General features: G+C 73.4%; 15 protein-coding genes. 8 read left to right on the top strand and 7 right to left on the bottom strand.

Annotated elements, in window-relative coordinates; all coding sequences use genetic code 11:
* Positions 1-21: 21 nt before the first annotated feature.
* A complete protein-coding gene (locus tag ACYVNR_RS03555; protein WP_052677321.1) occupies positions 22-921 on the bottom strand; it encodes an alpha/beta fold hydrolase in 900 nt (299 codons plus the stop codon).
* Positions 918-1,718, bottom strand: coding sequence for an exodeoxyribonuclease III (locus ACYVNR_RS03560; protein WP_045191242.1), 801 nt, complete (start codon positions 1,716-1,718; stop codon positions 918-920). The genes ACYVNR_RS03555 and ACYVNR_RS03560 overlap by 4 nt, the downstream gene beginning before the upstream one ends.
* A 52-nt stretch (positions 1,719-1,770) precedes the next feature.
* Between ACYVNR_RS03560 and ACYVNR_RS03565 the strand changes: the two genes are divergently transcribed.
* The 4 genes from ACYVNR_RS03565 to pyrE are packed head-to-tail and all read left to right on the top strand — an operon-like array spanning position 1,771 to position 6,819.
* Positions 1,771-2,574 carry an SDR family NAD(P)-dependent oxidoreductase gene (locus ACYVNR_RS03565; protein WP_461046606.1) on the top strand — a complete coding sequence of 268 codons (804 nt, stop codon included), beginning with the start codon at positions 1,771-1,773 and terminating at the stop codon, positions 2,572-2,574.
* Positions 2,575-2,616: 42 nt separating this feature from the next.
* Positions 2,617-4,803, top strand: coding sequence for a bifunctional lysylphosphatidylglycerol flippase/synthetase MprF (locus tag ACYVNR_RS03570; RefSeq protein ID WP_461046608.1), 2,187 nt, complete (start codon positions 2,617-2,619; stop codon positions 4,801-4,803).
* On the top strand, positions 4,800-6,236 hold the full coding sequence (locus ACYVNR_RS03575) for an alanine--tRNA ligase-related protein (protein WP_461046610.1): 1,437 nt from the start codon (positions 4,800-4,802) through the stop codon (positions 6,234-6,236). Before ACYVNR_RS03570 ends, ACYVNR_RS03575 begins: the two co-directional genes overlap by 4 nt.
* A 10-nt stretch (positions 6,237-6,246) precedes the next feature.
* On the top strand, positions 6,247-6,819 hold the full coding sequence (pyrE, locus tag ACYVNR_RS03580; protein ID WP_045191246.1) for an orotate phosphoribosyltransferase: 573 nt from the start codon (positions 6,247-6,249) through the stop codon (positions 6,817-6,819).
* Here the strand turns inward: pyrE and ACYVNR_RS03585 are convergent.
* Both ACYVNR_RS03585 and ACYVNR_RS03590 read right to left on the bottom strand, forming a co-directional pair.
* Positions 6,783-7,439, bottom strand: a complete 657-nt coding sequence (locus tag ACYVNR_RS03585) for a hypothetical protein (protein ID WP_461046611.1) — start codon at positions 7,437-7,439, stop codon at positions 6,783-6,785. The two genes, pyrE and ACYVNR_RS03585, sit on opposite strands and share 37 nt — an antisense overlap.
* Positions 7,436-7,729, bottom strand: coding sequence for a DUF1905 domain-containing protein (locus ACYVNR_RS03590; RefSeq protein WP_045191248.1), 294 nt, complete (start codon positions 7,727-7,729; stop codon positions 7,436-7,438). Before ACYVNR_RS03590 ends, ACYVNR_RS03585 begins: the two co-directional genes overlap by 4 nt.
* 131 nt (positions 7,730-7,860) lie before the next feature.
* On the opposite strand from ACYVNR_RS03590, the gene ACYVNR_RS03595 reads away from it, so the two are divergent.
* Positions 7,861-8,604: a LemA family protein gene (locus ACYVNR_RS03595; protein ID WP_458802674.1), complete on the top strand. Its 744-nt coding sequence runs from the start codon at positions 7,861-7,863 to the stop codon at positions 8,602-8,604.
* A gap of 173 nt (positions 8,605-8,777) precedes the next feature.
* The gene (locus ACYVNR_RS03600) at positions 8,778-9,869 is read left to right on the top strand and encodes a hypothetical protein (RefSeq protein ID WP_045191251.1); all 1,092 of its coding nucleotides are present in this window, start codon (positions 8,778-8,780) and stop codon (positions 9,867-9,869) included.
* Between the two features lie 9 nt (positions 9,870-9,878).
* Here the strand turns inward: ACYVNR_RS03600 and ACYVNR_RS03605 are convergent, their stop codons facing one another.
* On the bottom strand, positions 9,879-10,826 hold the full coding sequence (locus tag ACYVNR_RS03605) for a TIGR03086 family metal-binding protein (RefSeq protein ID WP_045191252.1): 948 nt from the start codon (positions 10,824-10,826) through the stop codon (positions 9,879-9,881).
* A 92-nt stretch (positions 10,827-10,918) separates the two neighbouring features.
* On the bottom strand, positions 10,919-11,644 hold the full coding sequence (locus tag ACYVNR_RS03610; RefSeq protein WP_045191253.1) for a DedA family protein: 726 nt from the start codon (positions 11,642-11,644) through the stop codon (positions 10,919-10,921).
* Positions 11,645-11,785: 141 nt separating this feature from the next.
* On the opposite strand from ACYVNR_RS03610, the gene ACYVNR_RS03615 reads away from it, so the two are divergent.
* Positions 11,786-12,397 carry a TrmH family RNA methyltransferase gene (locus ACYVNR_RS03615; RefSeq protein ID WP_045191254.1) on the top strand — a complete coding sequence of 204 codons (612 nt, stop codon included), beginning with the start codon at positions 11,786-11,788 and terminating at the stop codon, positions 12,395-12,397.
* A 16-nt stretch (positions 12,398-12,413) separates the two neighbouring features.
* On the opposite strand, the gene ACYVNR_RS03620 is transcribed toward ACYVNR_RS03615, so the two are convergent.
* Entirely contained in the window at positions 12,414-13,589 is a 1,176-nt protein-coding gene (locus ACYVNR_RS03620) for a citrate/2-methylcitrate synthase (RefSeq protein ID WP_461046615.1), read from the bottom strand.
* Between the two features lie 110 nt (positions 13,590-13,699).
* Here ACYVNR_RS03620 and ACYVNR_RS03625 point away from each other — a divergent pair, with 110 nt between their 5' ends.
* Entirely contained in the window at positions 13,700-14,857 is a 1,158-nt protein-coding gene (locus ACYVNR_RS03625; protein ID WP_461046616.1) for a citrate/2-methylcitrate synthase, read from the top strand.
* Positions 14,858-15,026 lie beyond the last annotated feature (169 nt).

The following is a 15,026-nucleotide window of genomic DNA, read 5'->3' on the forward strand; positions in this document are numbered from 1 at the left end:
GACGGGCACGAGCGAGCCGGCTCAGGCGGTGGCGCGCCGTGCCTCGAGGTCGGCGAGCAGCTCGCGCACCTCGTCGGCGACGACGTCGGTCGCCTCCCACGGCAGCATGTGGCCGGCCGTGGGCAGCTCGGTGAAGGTCGCGTGCGGCAGGGCGACGCGCAGGGCGCGGGCCCGACCGACGGGCATGAGGGGGTCGAGCCGGCCGGCGACGATGCCGACCCGCACCCGCTCGAGGGCGGGGAAGCCGGCCTGCTGGTCGGTGACGAGCAGCGCGCCGTAGAAGGCGCCGAAGGTCGTGAGCTTCGTCGACGCCACCTGCGCGCGGGCGGCCTCGACCGCCACGGGGTCGGCGTTCTCGCCGAAGAGGCCGCCGACGATGGCCCGGATGCGACCGTTCCCGCCGGGCGGCAGGGGCATGCCGCGAGCGGCGAGCCGCATGACGGCGGCCTCGCCGACCCGCTCACCGAGGACGACGCCCGAGGAGGCCGTGGCGACGAGGAGTGCGGCCCGCACCCGCGACCCGAAGAGGTCGGGGCGCTGCTCGGCCAGTGCCATGACGGTCATACCGCCCATCGAGTGCCCGGCCAGCACGACGGGCGAGGCCGGCGGCACGACGGCGCGCAGCACGACGTCGAGGTCGCGACCGGTGTGCTCGACGGACACCGACGAGACCTCGGCGCGGCGCAGCCCGATCGTCGAGCGGCCGTGCCCGCGCTGGTCCCACGTCACGACACGCACCGGCTCGTCGGCGAGCGCCTCGACGACCGGCATCCAGCTCTCGTGGTTGACGCCCCATCCGTGCGCGAGCACGAGTGTCGGAGCGTCGGCCGCCAGGTCGGGGCCGGCCCAGGTGTGGACCGAGAGCACGGCCCCGTCGGGGGTCACGATGCCCCGCAGGTCATGCTGGTCAGCGCGCCTCACGCCGCACCTCCCTCGACCTCGAAGACGACCGGCGCGTGGTCGGAGGCGCCCTTGCCCTTGCGCTCCTCGCGGTCGATCGCAGCCCCGACCACGCGGCGGGCGAGCGCGGGTGAGCAGAGGGCGAAGTCGATGCGCATGCCCTGCCGCTTCTGGAAGCGCAGCTGGGTGTAGTCCCAGTAGGTGAAGGTGCCCGGCTCGTTCGTGTGCGGCCGCACCACGTCGCTGAAACCGGCGTCGACGACAGCCTGGAACGCGGCGCGCTCGCGGGGCGACGTGTGGGTGCGGCCCTCGTAGTACGGCACGCTCCACACGTCGGCGTCGGTCGGGGCGATGTTCCAGTCGCCGAGCAGCGCCACCTGGGCGTCGGGGTCGTCGGCGAGCCAGCCGCGGCCGGCCGCCGCGAGCGCGTCGAGCCAGCCGAGCTTGTAGTCGAGGTGCGGGTCGTCGAGGGCACGGCCGTTCGGGATGTAGAGGGACCACACGCGTACGCCGTTGCAGAGGGCCCCGATGGCGCGTGCCTCGGGGGCCACGGGCTCACCCCAGCCGGGCATCCCGTCGAAGCCCACGCGTACGTCGTCGATGCCGACCCGCGAGGCGATCGCGACACCGTTCCACTGGCTCAGGCCGTGGTGCGCCACCTGGTAGCCGAGCGACTCGAACCGGTCGAAGGGGAACTGGTCCTCGCGCGCCTTGGTCTCCTGGATCGCGAGCACGTCGACGTCGGTGCGCTCGAGCCAGGCAGCGACGCGGTCAATGCGGGAGCGGATGGAGTTGACGTTCCAGGTGGCGATTCGCACAGTCGGCCACCCTAGACCGCCGCGCCGACCGGATGTGCCTAGGGTGAGGCGCATGCCTGCCGACCCGACGACGTCACCCCGCGCGCGGCCCACGGCCCTCGTGACCGGAGCCAGTGCCGGCATCGGACGCGAGTTCGCCCTCCAGCTGGCGGCACGCGACCACGACCTGGTGCTCGTCGCCCGCGACGTCGCCCGGCTCGAGGCCCTGGCCGCCGAGCTGCGCCGCGACCGGGGCGTCGACGTCGAGGTGCTGGCCGCAGACCTGTCCGACCGCGACGCGCTCCAGCGGGTGGCCGACCGCCTGGCCGACCCGGGCCGCCCGGTCGACCTGCTCGTCAACAACGCGGGCTACGGCCTGAAGGGCCGGTTCCTGCGCAACGACATCGCGCTCGAGGAGGCGGTGTTCGACGTGCTCACCCGCGCCGTGCTCGTCCTCTCGCACGCCGGCGCGAAGGGCATGGTCGAGCGTGGGCACGGCGGGATCGTCAACGTCTCGTCGGTCGCCGGCTACATCGCGTCCGGCAGCTACTCCGCCGCGAAGTCCTGGGTGACGGTCTTCACCGAGGGACTGTCGGTCGAGCTGGCCGGCACCGGGGTCAGCGCCACGGCACTGTGCCCGGGCTTCACGAACACCGAGTTCCAGCAGCGTGCGGGCATCGGCAAGCCCGGTCCCGGCTTCATCTGGCTCGACGCCCCCGACCTGGTCAGGGCGTGCCTCGCCGACGTCGCGAGGGGCCGCGTCGTGTCCGTCCCGGGTTGGCAGTACAAGACGGCGGTCGGGCTGCTCCGGGTGCTGCCGCGCCCGCTGCTGAGGCGGGGTCTCAGACCGCCCCGGGCGGGGGGCCGCGCTCGCTAGCCTTGGGGGACCGGGCGGCATCGTGACCATCGGAGGGGCGGCATGGCACAGCGAAACACGCGCGCCGTCCCGAGCCGGCGGTCTCTGCGTGGAGCCGCCCGACACGTGCCCTTCACGCTCGTCGTCGTCGGGTCCATGCTCCTGCTCGGCCTGCTCACCCGTTCGCTCCGGCAGCCGCTGCAGGACCGCCCTCTCTTCGAGACCGTCGCGTACGGGCTGCCGGCCCTGCAGTCGGGGCGCGTGTGGACACCCGTCACCGGCGCCTTCTTCGCACTGGTCCCGACGCAGTACCTCCCGGTCGCCGGGGGCGGCCTCGTGCTCCTCGGCTGGTCGGAGTGGCGACTCGGCACCCGCCGGGCCGTGGCCGCCGCAGTCGGCGCCCACCTCGTCGGCGTGCTGGGCGCCTCCGCGGTCCTGCTCGCCTTCGGTGCTGTCGACTGGGACTGGGCACAGCGGCTGGCGAGCACCCTGGACGTCGGCTTCAGCGCCGGCGCCCTCGGTGCCGTGGCCGCCGCCTCGGCGACCCTCACCCCTCCTTGGCGCGGGCGGCTCCGGCTCGTGCTGCTGCTCTACGGCGCGATCGCCCTGCTCTACATCGGGCTGCTCTGGGACGTCGAGCACTTCCTCGCCATCGCCTTCGGGCTCGCGGTCGGCCCGGTGCTGCTGGGCCGCCGGCCCCGCGTGGGTCCGGTGCGGTTGACCCGTCACGAGTGGAGGGTCGTCGCGGCGACGATCTTCGTCGTGTCGGCGGCGATCAACGCAGTCCTCTACTTCACCCCTTCGGACGGTCCGCTCGGGGCGACGACCGACGACTCCGACGCGACCACCGTCCTCGTCAACGCGGCGATCTCGCTCGCTCTGGCCTGGGGTCTCGGCCGGGGCTCCCGCCGCACGTGGCAGGTCGCCGGCGCGCTCACGACGGTCTCCGTGCTCGCGGGGCTGCTCGTGCTGGGCCTCGAGGTGGCGGCGCCCGACCGGCTCGACCCGAACGGGCGCGTCGTCTCGTCCGTGCCCGAGCTCGCCGTGACGGTCCTCCTCTCCGTGGTCGAGCTCACGGTGCTCGTCGCGGGCCGGTCCGCGTTCCAGGCGAGGTCGGCCCGTCACCGGCGCGCGGTGCTGGCGGCCGGCGCGAGCGACCGCGACACCGCGGTCCGGCTGCTCGAGCAGCACGGCGGCACGACGACCTCGTGGATGGGGACGTGGCCCGACAACCACTGGCACCTGCTGCGCGACGACTCGGGGCAGCCGGACGGCTACGTCGCCTTCCAGGTGCACCGCGGCACGGCCATCGCCCTCGGCGACCCCGTCGCGACGGACGTGCCGGCGCGGGCGCGCGCCCTCGAGGGGTTCGTCGACGAGCAGGAGACGCACGGGCACAAGGTCTGCTTCTTCTCCGTGTCCGACGAGGTGGCGCAGTGGGGGAGGGCACGCGGCCTCCGCGTGGTGCCCGTCGCGGAGGAGGCGGTCATCGACCTCGCCACGCTCGAGTTCCGGGGCAAGGCGTGGCAGGACGTGCGCACCGCCCTCAACCGGGCCGCGAAGGAGGGCATCACCTACCGTGAGGGCCGTCTCGCCGAGATGCCGCGCGGCATCCTGACGCAGGTGCGAGCCATCTCCGAGCTGTGGGTCTCCGACAAGGGGCTGCCCGAGATGGGCTTCACCCTCGGCGGCGTGGACGAGGCGCTCGACCCGGCCACGGTCGTCGGGCTCGCCGTCGACCGCGACCACACCGTGCACGGTGTCACCTCGTGGCTGCCGGTCCACGCGCCCGGCGGGACCGTGCGCGGCTGGACGCTCGACGTGATGCGCCGGCTGCCCGACGGGTTCCGACCGGTCACCGAGTTCCTCATCGCGAGCGCCTGCCTGTCGTTCAAGCAGGCCGGCGCCTCGGTCGTGTCCCTGTCCGGAGCCCCGCTCGCGCACTCGGGCGACGGCACCAGCGAGCGCGCCGCGCTCGAGCGGCTCCTCGACCAGCTCGGCGAGGCCCTGGAGCCGCTCTACGGCTTCCGCTCGCTCGACAGCTTCAAGCGCAAGTTCCAGCCGCGGCACGAGCCGCTCCACCTGGTCTTCCCCGACGAGGCGGCCCTGCCGCGCATCGGGCTCGCCCTCACGTCCGCCTACCTGCCCGGCGCCACCCTGCGCGACCTCGCTCGCGCCGGTCTCGGCAGGACCGGCGGCGCCAGGAGCGACGATGCCAACCGCGACGGCGGCGGGGGTGGCGCGCGGTGACCCGCCGGCCGATGGACGCCGACGAGATCCGGCAGGCCTTCCTCGACCTCATGGTCGAGAGTGGGCACGTCGTGCTGCCCCGCGCCACGCTCGTGCCGGAGGACGACCCGACGACCCTCTTCATCGGCAGCGGGATGCAGCCGCTGCTGCCCTACCTGCTCGGCGCCGACCACCCCGCCGGCACGCGGCTGGCCGACAGCCAGACCTGCCTGCGCGTGCAGGACATCGAGGAGGTCGGCGACAACCGGCACACGACGTTCTTCGAGATGCTCGGCAACTGGAGCCTCGGCGACTACTTCAAGGCCGAGCAGATCCCGCAGTTCTGGCACTTCCTCACCGAGCGGGTCGGGCTCGACCCCAGCCGCCTGTACGTCTCGTGCTTCATCGGCGACGCGGCCCACGGCATACCGAAGGACGACGAGTCGGCCGCGATCTGGACCCGCCTGTTCGCCGAAGCGGGCATCTCGGCGGGCAGGGCCGAGGTGGACACCGAGCAGCACGCGGCTCGCGTCGGCGTCGGCGAGGCGCGGATCGTCTTCTACGGCAGCAAGAACTGGTGGTGCCGGGAGGGCGGGCCCGAGGACATGCCGGTCGGGGAGCCCGGCGGTCCCGACAGCGAGGTGTTCTACCTCTTCCCCGACGTCGAGCACGACCCGTCCTACGGCGAGCACTGCCACCCCAACTGCGACTGCGGCCGGTTCATCGAGCTCGGCAACTCGGTCTTCATGGCGTACGTCCGCACCGAGACGGGCTTCGCGCCGCTGCCGCGCCGCAACGTCGACTACGGCGGTGGGCTGTCGCGCATCGCGGCCGCCGCGGCGGGCACGAGCGACATCTTCCGCATCAGCCTGCTCTGGCCGGTCGTCGAGCGGCTGCAGCAGGTCTCCGGGCGCGCGTACGCCGACGAGACCCTGGCGATGCGTGTGATCGCCGACCACCTCTGCGGGGCGACCTTCCTCGCCGTCGACGGGGTGCGTCCCGCGAACAAGGCGCACGGCTACGTGCTGCGGCGGCTCGTGCGCAGAGCCGTGCGGTTCGGCCTCGACCTCGGGCTCGAGGACGACCTGGCCGAGCTGCTCGTGCCGACCGTCGCGGCCGTCTACGAGACGGCCTACCCCGAGGTCGCGGCGCACGTCGACGACGTGGTCGCGGTCCTCTCGCGCGAGGAGCGCGCCTTCCGTCGCACGTTGCGTCGCGGCATCAGCCACCTCCACGACTACCGCGACAGGGGCGTGACCGGCGCCGAGCTCTTCGTGCTCCACGACACGTACGGCTTCCCGGTCGAGCTCTCGACCGAGGAGGCGCGGCGCAGCGGCATCGCGGTCAGCGACACGTGGCGCGATGAGTTCGACGCCCAGATGGCGGCCCAGCGGGCCCGCTCGCAGCGGGCGCGGCCCCGGCCGCCCGGACCGGGCACCGGGCGCCACCACTAGCATCGGGGGCGTGACCGCCACGAACACGACCGACGTCGCCGCTGCCCGTGCCCGCCTGCTGGAGATCATCAAGGACAAGGCGATCGTCCACGGACGCGTCACCCTCAGCTCGGGCAAGGAGGCCGACTACTACGTCGACCTGCGCCGCATCTCGCTCGACGGGGAGGCCGCGCCCCTCGTCGGCGTCGTGATGCGCGACCTGACGAAGGACCTCACGTATGCCGCCGTCGGTGGCCTCACGCTGGGGGCCGACCCGGTGGCAACCTCCATGCTGCACGCGGCGGCCGCCGCAGGCGAGCGCCTCGACGCGTTCGTCGTGCGCAAGGCGGGCAAGGCGCACGGCCTCCAGCAGCGCATCGAGGGTCCGTCGATCAAGGGCCGGCAGGTGCTCGTCGTCGAGGACACGACCACGACCGGCGCCTCGCCGCTCGCGGCGGTCGAGGCCGCGCGTGAGGACGGCGCCGAGGTCGTCGCGGTCGCGACGATCGCCGACCGCGCCACCGGCGCCGGCGAGAAGATCACCGCCGAGGCCGGCGTGGAGTACCGCTACGCCTTCTCGCTCGAGGAGCTCGGGCTGGCGTAGCCGGCACCCAGCGCCGCGAGGCTCGACGGGGGAGTGATGACCGTCGCCGTGCCCGAGGTCGGCCTCGGGAGGGCGGCGGCCGCGTACGTGTTGTCGGTCTGCCACACGCGCAGTGAGCCGCCCACGACCTGCGCGGGACCGGCCTCGACGACGACGAAGGCGCCGTCAGGGAGGTCACCCCACGCGTACGCGTGCAGCCGGCGGGTGCGCCGGCTCCCGTCCCAGCGCTCGTCGTGGAGCAGCCGGTCGAGGTCGGGCGCGGACAGGTGGGCGCGACCGTGTGCGTGCGCGACGAGGTCGCGGAACCGGGTGAAGTCAGCGCGTCGACACTCGGCGCACGGCCGGTGACCGGCGGCGAGCGCGAGCGGCTCGTCGAGGAGGAAGAGCGGCGTGTAGTGGTGCGGGTGCCACTGCACCACGCGGCGGTCGCGGAACTCGAGCAGGCACGTGATCCAGGCCCGCCCCACGTGGTGCCGACGCACGTCGCGGCTGCCCGCGCCGTCGTGCAGGCGGCCGCGGTTGCCCATGAAGGTGCCCCGGCCGGGCGCCGCCACGACGTCGCCGAGGGGCGCGACGCGGTTGCGGGCCGGCCCCTCCCGACCGCCCACGGCTGCAGTCACTCGAGCACCTCGAGCACGACGTCGGCGGGGTCGCCCTCGTCGAGTCCCTCGGCCCGGCGCACCGCCTTCTTGACCGGCAGCACGTAGGCGCCGCGGGTGGAGTCTGGGAACACCGAGGTCGTCCACGTCGTGCCGCCGACGGTCGCGCGCACCCGCACCGAGCCGAAGCCCCGCGGCGGCCGGGGCACCTCGCGGATGCGGGCCGACGCGTCGTCGGCGACCGTGACGAAGAACCAGCCCGTCTGCGCCTCCCAGCGCCACAGGTCCGCCGTGAACCGCAGCGTCGTCATGCGACCACGCTACGGCGGCGTGCCGACAGCGTGCCGGCACACACCTGGCCCGCCCGGCCACGCTCGGCAAGCACCCGCCCGGACTAGGATCGGCACAGCCGACCCACTGACCGCCTCTCACGGGAGAACCCATGATCATCGTCTGGATCCTGCTCGGCCTCGTCGTGCTGCTCGCCGTCGTGGGCGTCGTCATGTACAACGGCCTCATCGGCCTGCGCAACAAGGTCGAGGAGGGCTGGCGCCAGATCGACGTCGAGCTGAAGCGCCGCCACGACCTCATCCCCAACCTCGTCGAGACCGTCAAGGGCTACGCCGCCCACGAGCGCGGCACCCTCGAGGAGGTCATGCAGGCCCGGTCCGCCGCGATGTCCGGCGCCTCGACCCCCGCCGCAGCGGCCCAGGCCGAGGGCCAGCTGAGCCAGGCACTCGGCCGCCTCATGGCCGTCGCCGAGGCCTACCCCGACCTCAAGGCCAACCAGAACTTCCTCGCCCTGCAGTCCGAGCTGACGAGCACCGAGGACCGCATCGCGAGCTCGCGCCGCTACTACAACGCGCTCGTGCGCGAGCTCAACACGAAGGTCGAGTCGGTGCCGTCGAACATCGTCGCCAACATGGCGGGCGTCAAGCGGGCCGAGTACTTCGAGACCCCGGCCACCGAGGCCGTCGTGCCGAGCATCTCGTTCGGCGACAACGCCCCGGGTGGCGCTGCTCCTGCCGTCTCGCCCTCGACCCAGCCCGGCGCGGTGGGTGGCCCGTCGACGGCCCCCGGCGCAGCACCGGGCGCGCTCCCGCAGGCGCAGGCCCCGGGCGCCGCCCAGCCCGACACGACGAGCGACGCGAGCGTGTCGCAGCCGCCCACCACGCCCAACGCCTGAGCGCGGGCGAGGCCACGGGTCTCCTTCGGCCGGAATGGCCCCGGATCGTCGCGAAAGCCCCGGACCGATGCGGTTCGGGGCGTTTCGCTGCGGGCCGCGCCTCGCCGGTCCTAGCCTGATCGAGGTGGTGCACCGGTCGCGTGCGCCGCGCAGCAGGCCTCCAGGGGGTTGTCATGCCGAAGCGCTTCACCGTGCCGGGTCCTGACGAGATCGCCGCACGCGTCCCGCTCGACAGGCTCCCGGTCCTCGGGCAGCTCGTGCCGCGCCTGCCCGGTCTCACGGGTGGGAGGCCGGGGAAGATCCCTGTGGAGATCCCTGTGAAGGTCCCGGTGCGGCTGCCCCCGTGGCTCTTCCGCGACATCGCCTACTTCTCGTACGCCGCCCCGGACCTGCTGCCCGTCGACGGTGAGACGACGACGCAGGAGGACATCTTCAGGGTCTCGGCCTGGTCGGGCGTGGTGCGCCGGGTCACCGACGACCGCACGTCGCCGGTGTTCAGGAGCGACCGCGACCCCGCCTGGTCGCCGTCCCGTGACCGGTTGGCGATCCACTCGGCGAGCGACGGCGACGCCGACTCGCACCTCGTCGTGGTCGACGCCGCCTCCGGGGCGGTCGTGGCCACGCTCGGCGCCGGCCGCAGCCCGGAGTGGCTCGACGCCTCGACGCTGCTCTACCTCGGCAGTGTCGACGCCGGCACGGACGACGTGCGCACCGACGTGTTCTGCGTCGACATCGCCTCCGGCACGGTCACCCGGATCACTGACGTCGGGGTCGGCGGTGACATCGGCACCCTGTCGTGGCACTCCACCGCCGGGCTGGCCATGGGGATCGTGCAGACCACGCCGACCGAGCGGTCGTCGGTGGCCGTCGTCCCGGCGGCAGCCGTGGGCGCGGTGCGTGCCGGCGGCCCTCCCGTCCCGCGCACGGCCTTCACGTTCGTCGCCGGCCCGTCCACGCGCGCCTCCACGCCCGGCTGGTCGCCCAGCGGCGACCGGCTCGCCGTCTCGACGTGGAGCGACGGGGCACCGCCACGGGTCGGGGTGCTCACCCTCGCGACGGGGGCGCTGGCGCTCGTGCCGGGGCCGACGCCGCCCACGCTGAGCGACTTCGGGGCGGTCTTCTCCCGCGACGGCCGCGTGATCGCCTTCACCCGCGGCGACGAGGACCAGTGGAGCGAGATCTGGCTCTACACGCTCGCCTCGGGCCACCTGCGGCAGCTGACCGACGACGGGCGCACCCGGTTCAAGGGCTCGCTCGACTGGTGAGGCCCGCTGTCAGCCCTTGACGTACGAGAGCTTCTCGCAGACCTTCCCGTCACGCAGTCGCATGGCGTCGATGCCGCGTACGTGCCCGGGGTTGGCCCCACCCCAGTCGAACCGCCACCGGAGCACCGCCCGGTTGCCCGTCACGAAGGACTCCTCCGCCGTGAAGCGCGGGTCGGGGGTGCTGCCGAAGAGCTCCTCCCAGACGGCACGCACCGCGGCCGAGCCCTCGTGCCGCTGCCCGTCGGGCGAGGGCCCGGTCGCCTCGAAGACGCAGTCCTCGGTCATGCAGGCCATGATGGCGTCGACGTCGCCACGGCCGAAGGCGGCGTTGAACCGGGCGAACCCGGCGTGGTTCGGCCCCCACTGGGCGTCGCGGCCGAAGCGGGCGAGCAGGTCGGCCTGCGCGTCGCCGGTCAGCTCGGTGCGTGCGGCGATCGCCCCTGCCGACCGGTAGGCCTCCTCGGTGGCGTCGAACCAGGCCGCCACCGACGCGACGAGCTCGGGCTCGAGGGCGTGGTCACGCCCGGTCGCGACGGCGAGGTCCCAGCCGTGCACGAGGTGGTCGGCGAGCAGCTGGCGCACGTACTCGTCCATCGACTCCTCGCCGTAGGAGAGCTGGACGGTGCCGTGGGCGTGCAGGGTCTCGTCGACGATGCCCTGGGCCTCGGTGGCGGCCGAGGCAGCCGTGGCCCGCGGGTCGTCGCCGAGCAGGTCGCCGTCGAGCCGGGTGCCGACGTCGGCGATGGTGTGCCCCCGCATGAGGGGCGAGGTCCAGAGATCCTCGCCCACGACGTGGTTGACGAGGTCGCGCACGGTCCAGTCGCTGCACGGGGTGGGCAGCTCCCACTGGTCGTCGGCGACCGCCGACACCTGCCGCGACCACCACTGCACGCTGCGGTGGTAGAGCCCCCCGAGGTCGGTGGTGGGGGGCTTCGAGCCCACGGTCTCGGTGTCCATGTCGCCTCCGTCCCGGCACCCCGTCGAACCCAGTGCGTATCGACGCACCCAGTGTCCCCCGACGGCGGGAGGGCGTCCGGGCTTCGCCGGAATCAGGAGCGGTGGTCGGCGTCCGTGGCGTGGTCGGCGAGGTCGCTCGCGGCCTCGCCCACCTCGGACGCGATCGCCCTCGCCTGACGGCGGTGCTTGACGAACTCGTAGACCATCGGCAGCACCGAGACGGCAACGATGAGCAGGATGGCGATCTCGAGCTTGTCGGAGAGCCACGGGAAGGCCTGGCCGAGGAAGTAGCCGAGCAGGGTGAGCCCGGCGGCCCAGAGGACCGCGCCGACGGCGCTCCAGGTGAAGAAGCGGCGACGCTCCATGCGGCTCACGCCGGCGACCACGGTGATGAAGGTGCGCACGATCGGCACGAAGCGGCCGATGACGAGTGCCTTGTTGCCGTGCTTGTCGAAGAACGCGGTGGTCTGGTCGAAGTACTTCTTCTTGAGGATGCGCCCGTCACGCTCGTAGAGCGGTGTGCCGATGGCGCGCCCGATCTCGTAGCCGGCGACGTTGCCGAGGAAGGCGGCCGCGCACAGGGCGAGCATCGCGAGGCCGAGGTTGACGTGCACCTGGCCGGTGGCGATGAACAGGCCGACGGCGAAGAGCAGGGAGTCGCCGGGGAGGATCGGGAAGAGCAGCCCGCACTCGATGAAGACGATGGCGATGGCGATCCAGAAGAAGGCACTGCCGTACTGCTCGAGCAGGTAGGCGGGGTCCATCCACTTGGGGCCGAGGGCCGGGACTGCGGCCGGCAGGGCGGCGAGTGCGTGCATGCGTCACAGGGTATGCCGTCAGCCCCGGAGGCCCTGAATCGTGCCAGTGGCTGCCCTGTGGGTCGGCACGGGTCTCGAAGACGCATCGAGGGACTTTCGTAGACTCGCCGCGTCCCGCCGCCCGTCTCCGGAGGAGCCGTCATGCACGAGATCGGTGTCGGCCCCTGGGTCGGGCCGTGGCCGGAGGGCGACCACTGGGACCCCGAGCTGCTCGAGAACGGCGACCGGCGCAACGTCGTGGACGCCTACCGCTACTGGCGCCACGACGCGATCGTCGCCGACCTGGACACGAGGCGCCACGACTTCCACGTCGCCGTCGAGAACTGGGGCCACGACTTCAACATCGGGTCGGTGATCCGCACGGCCAACGCCATGGGGGCGGCGGCGTTCCACATCGTCGGCCGGCGGCGGTGGAACCGGCGTGGGGCGATGGTCACCGACCGCTACCAGCACGAGCACCATCACGCGGACGCCCCGGCGCTCGCCGCGTTCGCCCGGGCGCACGGCCTCGTGCTGCTCGGGGTGGACAACCTGCCGGGCTCGGTGCCGCTCGAGACGTTCGACCTGCCGCGCGGGTGCGTGCTCGTCTTCGGCCAGGAGGGTCCGGGGCTCTCCGAGCCGATGCGCGCCGAGTGCGAGGCGGTGCTGCACATCGAGCAGTTCGGGTCGACCCGCTCGATCAACGCCGGGGCGGCGGCGGCCGTGGCGATGCACGCCTGGGTGCGCCGGCACGTCTTCGACCAGCACGTCTAGCGCTCACCGGGGCTGCTCACCCCTGCGGGTCGCGACCGCGCCAGCGCAGCGGCTCCTCGGCGTACTCCTCGACGACGTGCGCGGCCACCCCGACCGAGCGGGCCATCTGGAAGACGACCTCGCCCGACTCGGCGGGCAGGCGCAGGGCGTGCAGCACGGCGGCGCTCGCGAGGTCGATGTTCGGGAGCCCTCCGGTGCGGTCGGCGACGACCCGCGCCACGGCTTCGACCCGTCGTCGCAGCCGCGTCGTGCCGCGCCGTCGCCACAGCGCCTCGAGCACGACGTCGGCGCGGGGGTCGCCGTCGGGGTAGAGGAAGTGACCGAAGCCCGGCACGCCGCCGTGCAGACGCAGGGCCCGGGCCACCACGGCCACCGGGTCTGCTCCCTCGGCGAGGAGGGCGTGGGCGGCCACCGGTGCTGCGCCGTGCAGGGGGCCGGCCATCGCCGCGTAGGCCGCCGAGAGGCAGTCGTGCAGGCCAGCCCGGGTCGAGGCGGCGACACGCGCGGCGACCGTCGAGGCGGTCAGCCCGTGGTCGAGGAGGGCGACGAGCAGGACGCGCAGCACGGCGACGTCGCCCCTGCTGCTCGAAGACCCTCCGAGAGCCTCGAGCGCGAGCGGGGCGAGGTCGGTCGACGGCGTCGACGCCCCGGCGGCCGGACGGCCCGCCACGAGCGCGACCGCGGCACGCACCGTCGAAAGGGCCGAAAGGCATACGCGGTCGGGGTCGGTGTCGGAGGCGAAGGGGTCTGCGGCGGCGAGCAGCTGGACGGCGACCGGCATACGGCGTTGCCGAGGCAGCGCACGGAGATCGAACCCGAGCGGCTTGTCGGGCGGCGGAACCTCCTGTGCGGCAGGGGAACCGAGGACGACATCGGCAGCCTCGTCGAACGAGCAGAGCGCCACGAGATCGGCGAGCGGGCGGCCGCGGTAGAGGAGATCTCCGTCCGCCTGGCTGCTCACCGCCGTCGCGATGCTGCGGAAGCGCAGCACCGGCTGAGGCCCCCCGGGAGCCCTCGTCGACGACGCCATCGCGTCGATCTGGGAGCGGTCGAAGAGGCTCTCCTGCTGACCCGGCCGCCGCTCGCTGCGGAGCACCCCACGGCTGACGTACGCGTAGAGCGTCGCTCGCTTCACGCCGAGCCGCTGGGCTGCCTCGGTGGTCGTGATCCACGAGCGCGAGGGGTCGGTCACCGGCGTCACGATGCCCTCCGGGTTGATCGGGTCAAGGGTTGATGGGATCAACATTGACGATGTTGATCAATATGTCTGACAGTGACGAGTGAACCCGAGAGGAGCACGTCATGTCCACCACCACCGACTTCATCTCCGTCCCCAAGGGCCTCGCCAAGGTCGTCGTCACCGACACCGAGCTGGGCGACGTCCGGGGCGACGAGGGCTTCTTCCACTACCGCCAGTACTCCGCGGTCGAGCTGGCCGCGCAGGTGGGCGTCGAGGAGGCCTGGCACCTGCTCGTCCACGGTCACCTGCCGACCGAGGACGAGCTCGCGACCTTCCGCGCCGAGATCGGCCGCCTGCGCGTGCTGCCGCCGGGTCTCGCCGAGCTGCTCCCCGCCATCTGCGCCACGACCACCGACTCGCTCCAGGTGCTGCGGACCGCCCTCTCCGCGTGGGGCGGCGTCGCCGGGCTGAGGACCCTCTACGACAGCGACGAGGGCGAGCGGGCGGCCGCCGCGATGGCGGCCGCCGCCATCACCCCGACCCTCCTCGCGGCGGCCCACCGGCTGCACCACGGCCTCGACCCCGTCCCCGCCGACCCGACGCTCGGCCACACGGAGGACTACCTCCGGATGGTGAGCGGAGAGCACCCCGCGCCCGAGGACGTCCGGGCGGTCGAGCAGTACCTCGTCGCCACGATCGACCACGGCTTCAACGCCTCGACCTTCACGGCGCGGGTCATCGCGAGCACGGGTGCCGACCTCGCGGCATGCCTCGTCGGAGCCATCGGGTCGTTCTCCGGACCCAAGCACGGCGGCGCGCCGAGCCGCGCCCTCGAGGCGCTCGACGCGATCGGCACCCTCGACCGTGCCGAGGCGTGGGTGCGGTCGAGGGTGGAGGCGGGCGACCGGATCATGGGGTTCGGGCACGCCGTCTACCGCACCCGGGACCCGCGCTCGGAGATGCTCAAGGCGATCGCCCGCGGCTGGGACGACCCCCTCGTCGACCTCGCCGTCGGGGTCGAGGACGCCGTCGAGGCGACCCTCGCCGAGCTCAAGCCGGGACGCGAGCTGCATGCCAACGTCGAGTTCTACGCCGGCGTCGTCATGAAGCTCGCCGGGCTCGACCCGTCGATGTTCACGCCGACCTTCTGCGTCGCCCGCGTCATCGGCTGGACGGCGAACGTGCTCGAGCAGAGCCGAGACCCGAAGATCATCCGGCCCGCGGCGCGCTACGTCGGCCCGCCGCCGCCCCAGCCCGTTCCCGTTCGTTCGGTTCGGTGAGCAGGGCCCGAGTCCGAACGGCCTCACCCGGCCGGAAATGAGCAGGCCCCGACGCATCCGGCGGCCGGGGCCCGCTCGTCGCGAACGGAGGGAGCGACCGCCGCGACGTCCTTCATGACCCAGCACTCACCGGGCCCCTCAACGCTAGGCGGACCACGACGTCTCCGCT

Source organism: Terrabacter koreensis (assembly GCF_054783315.1).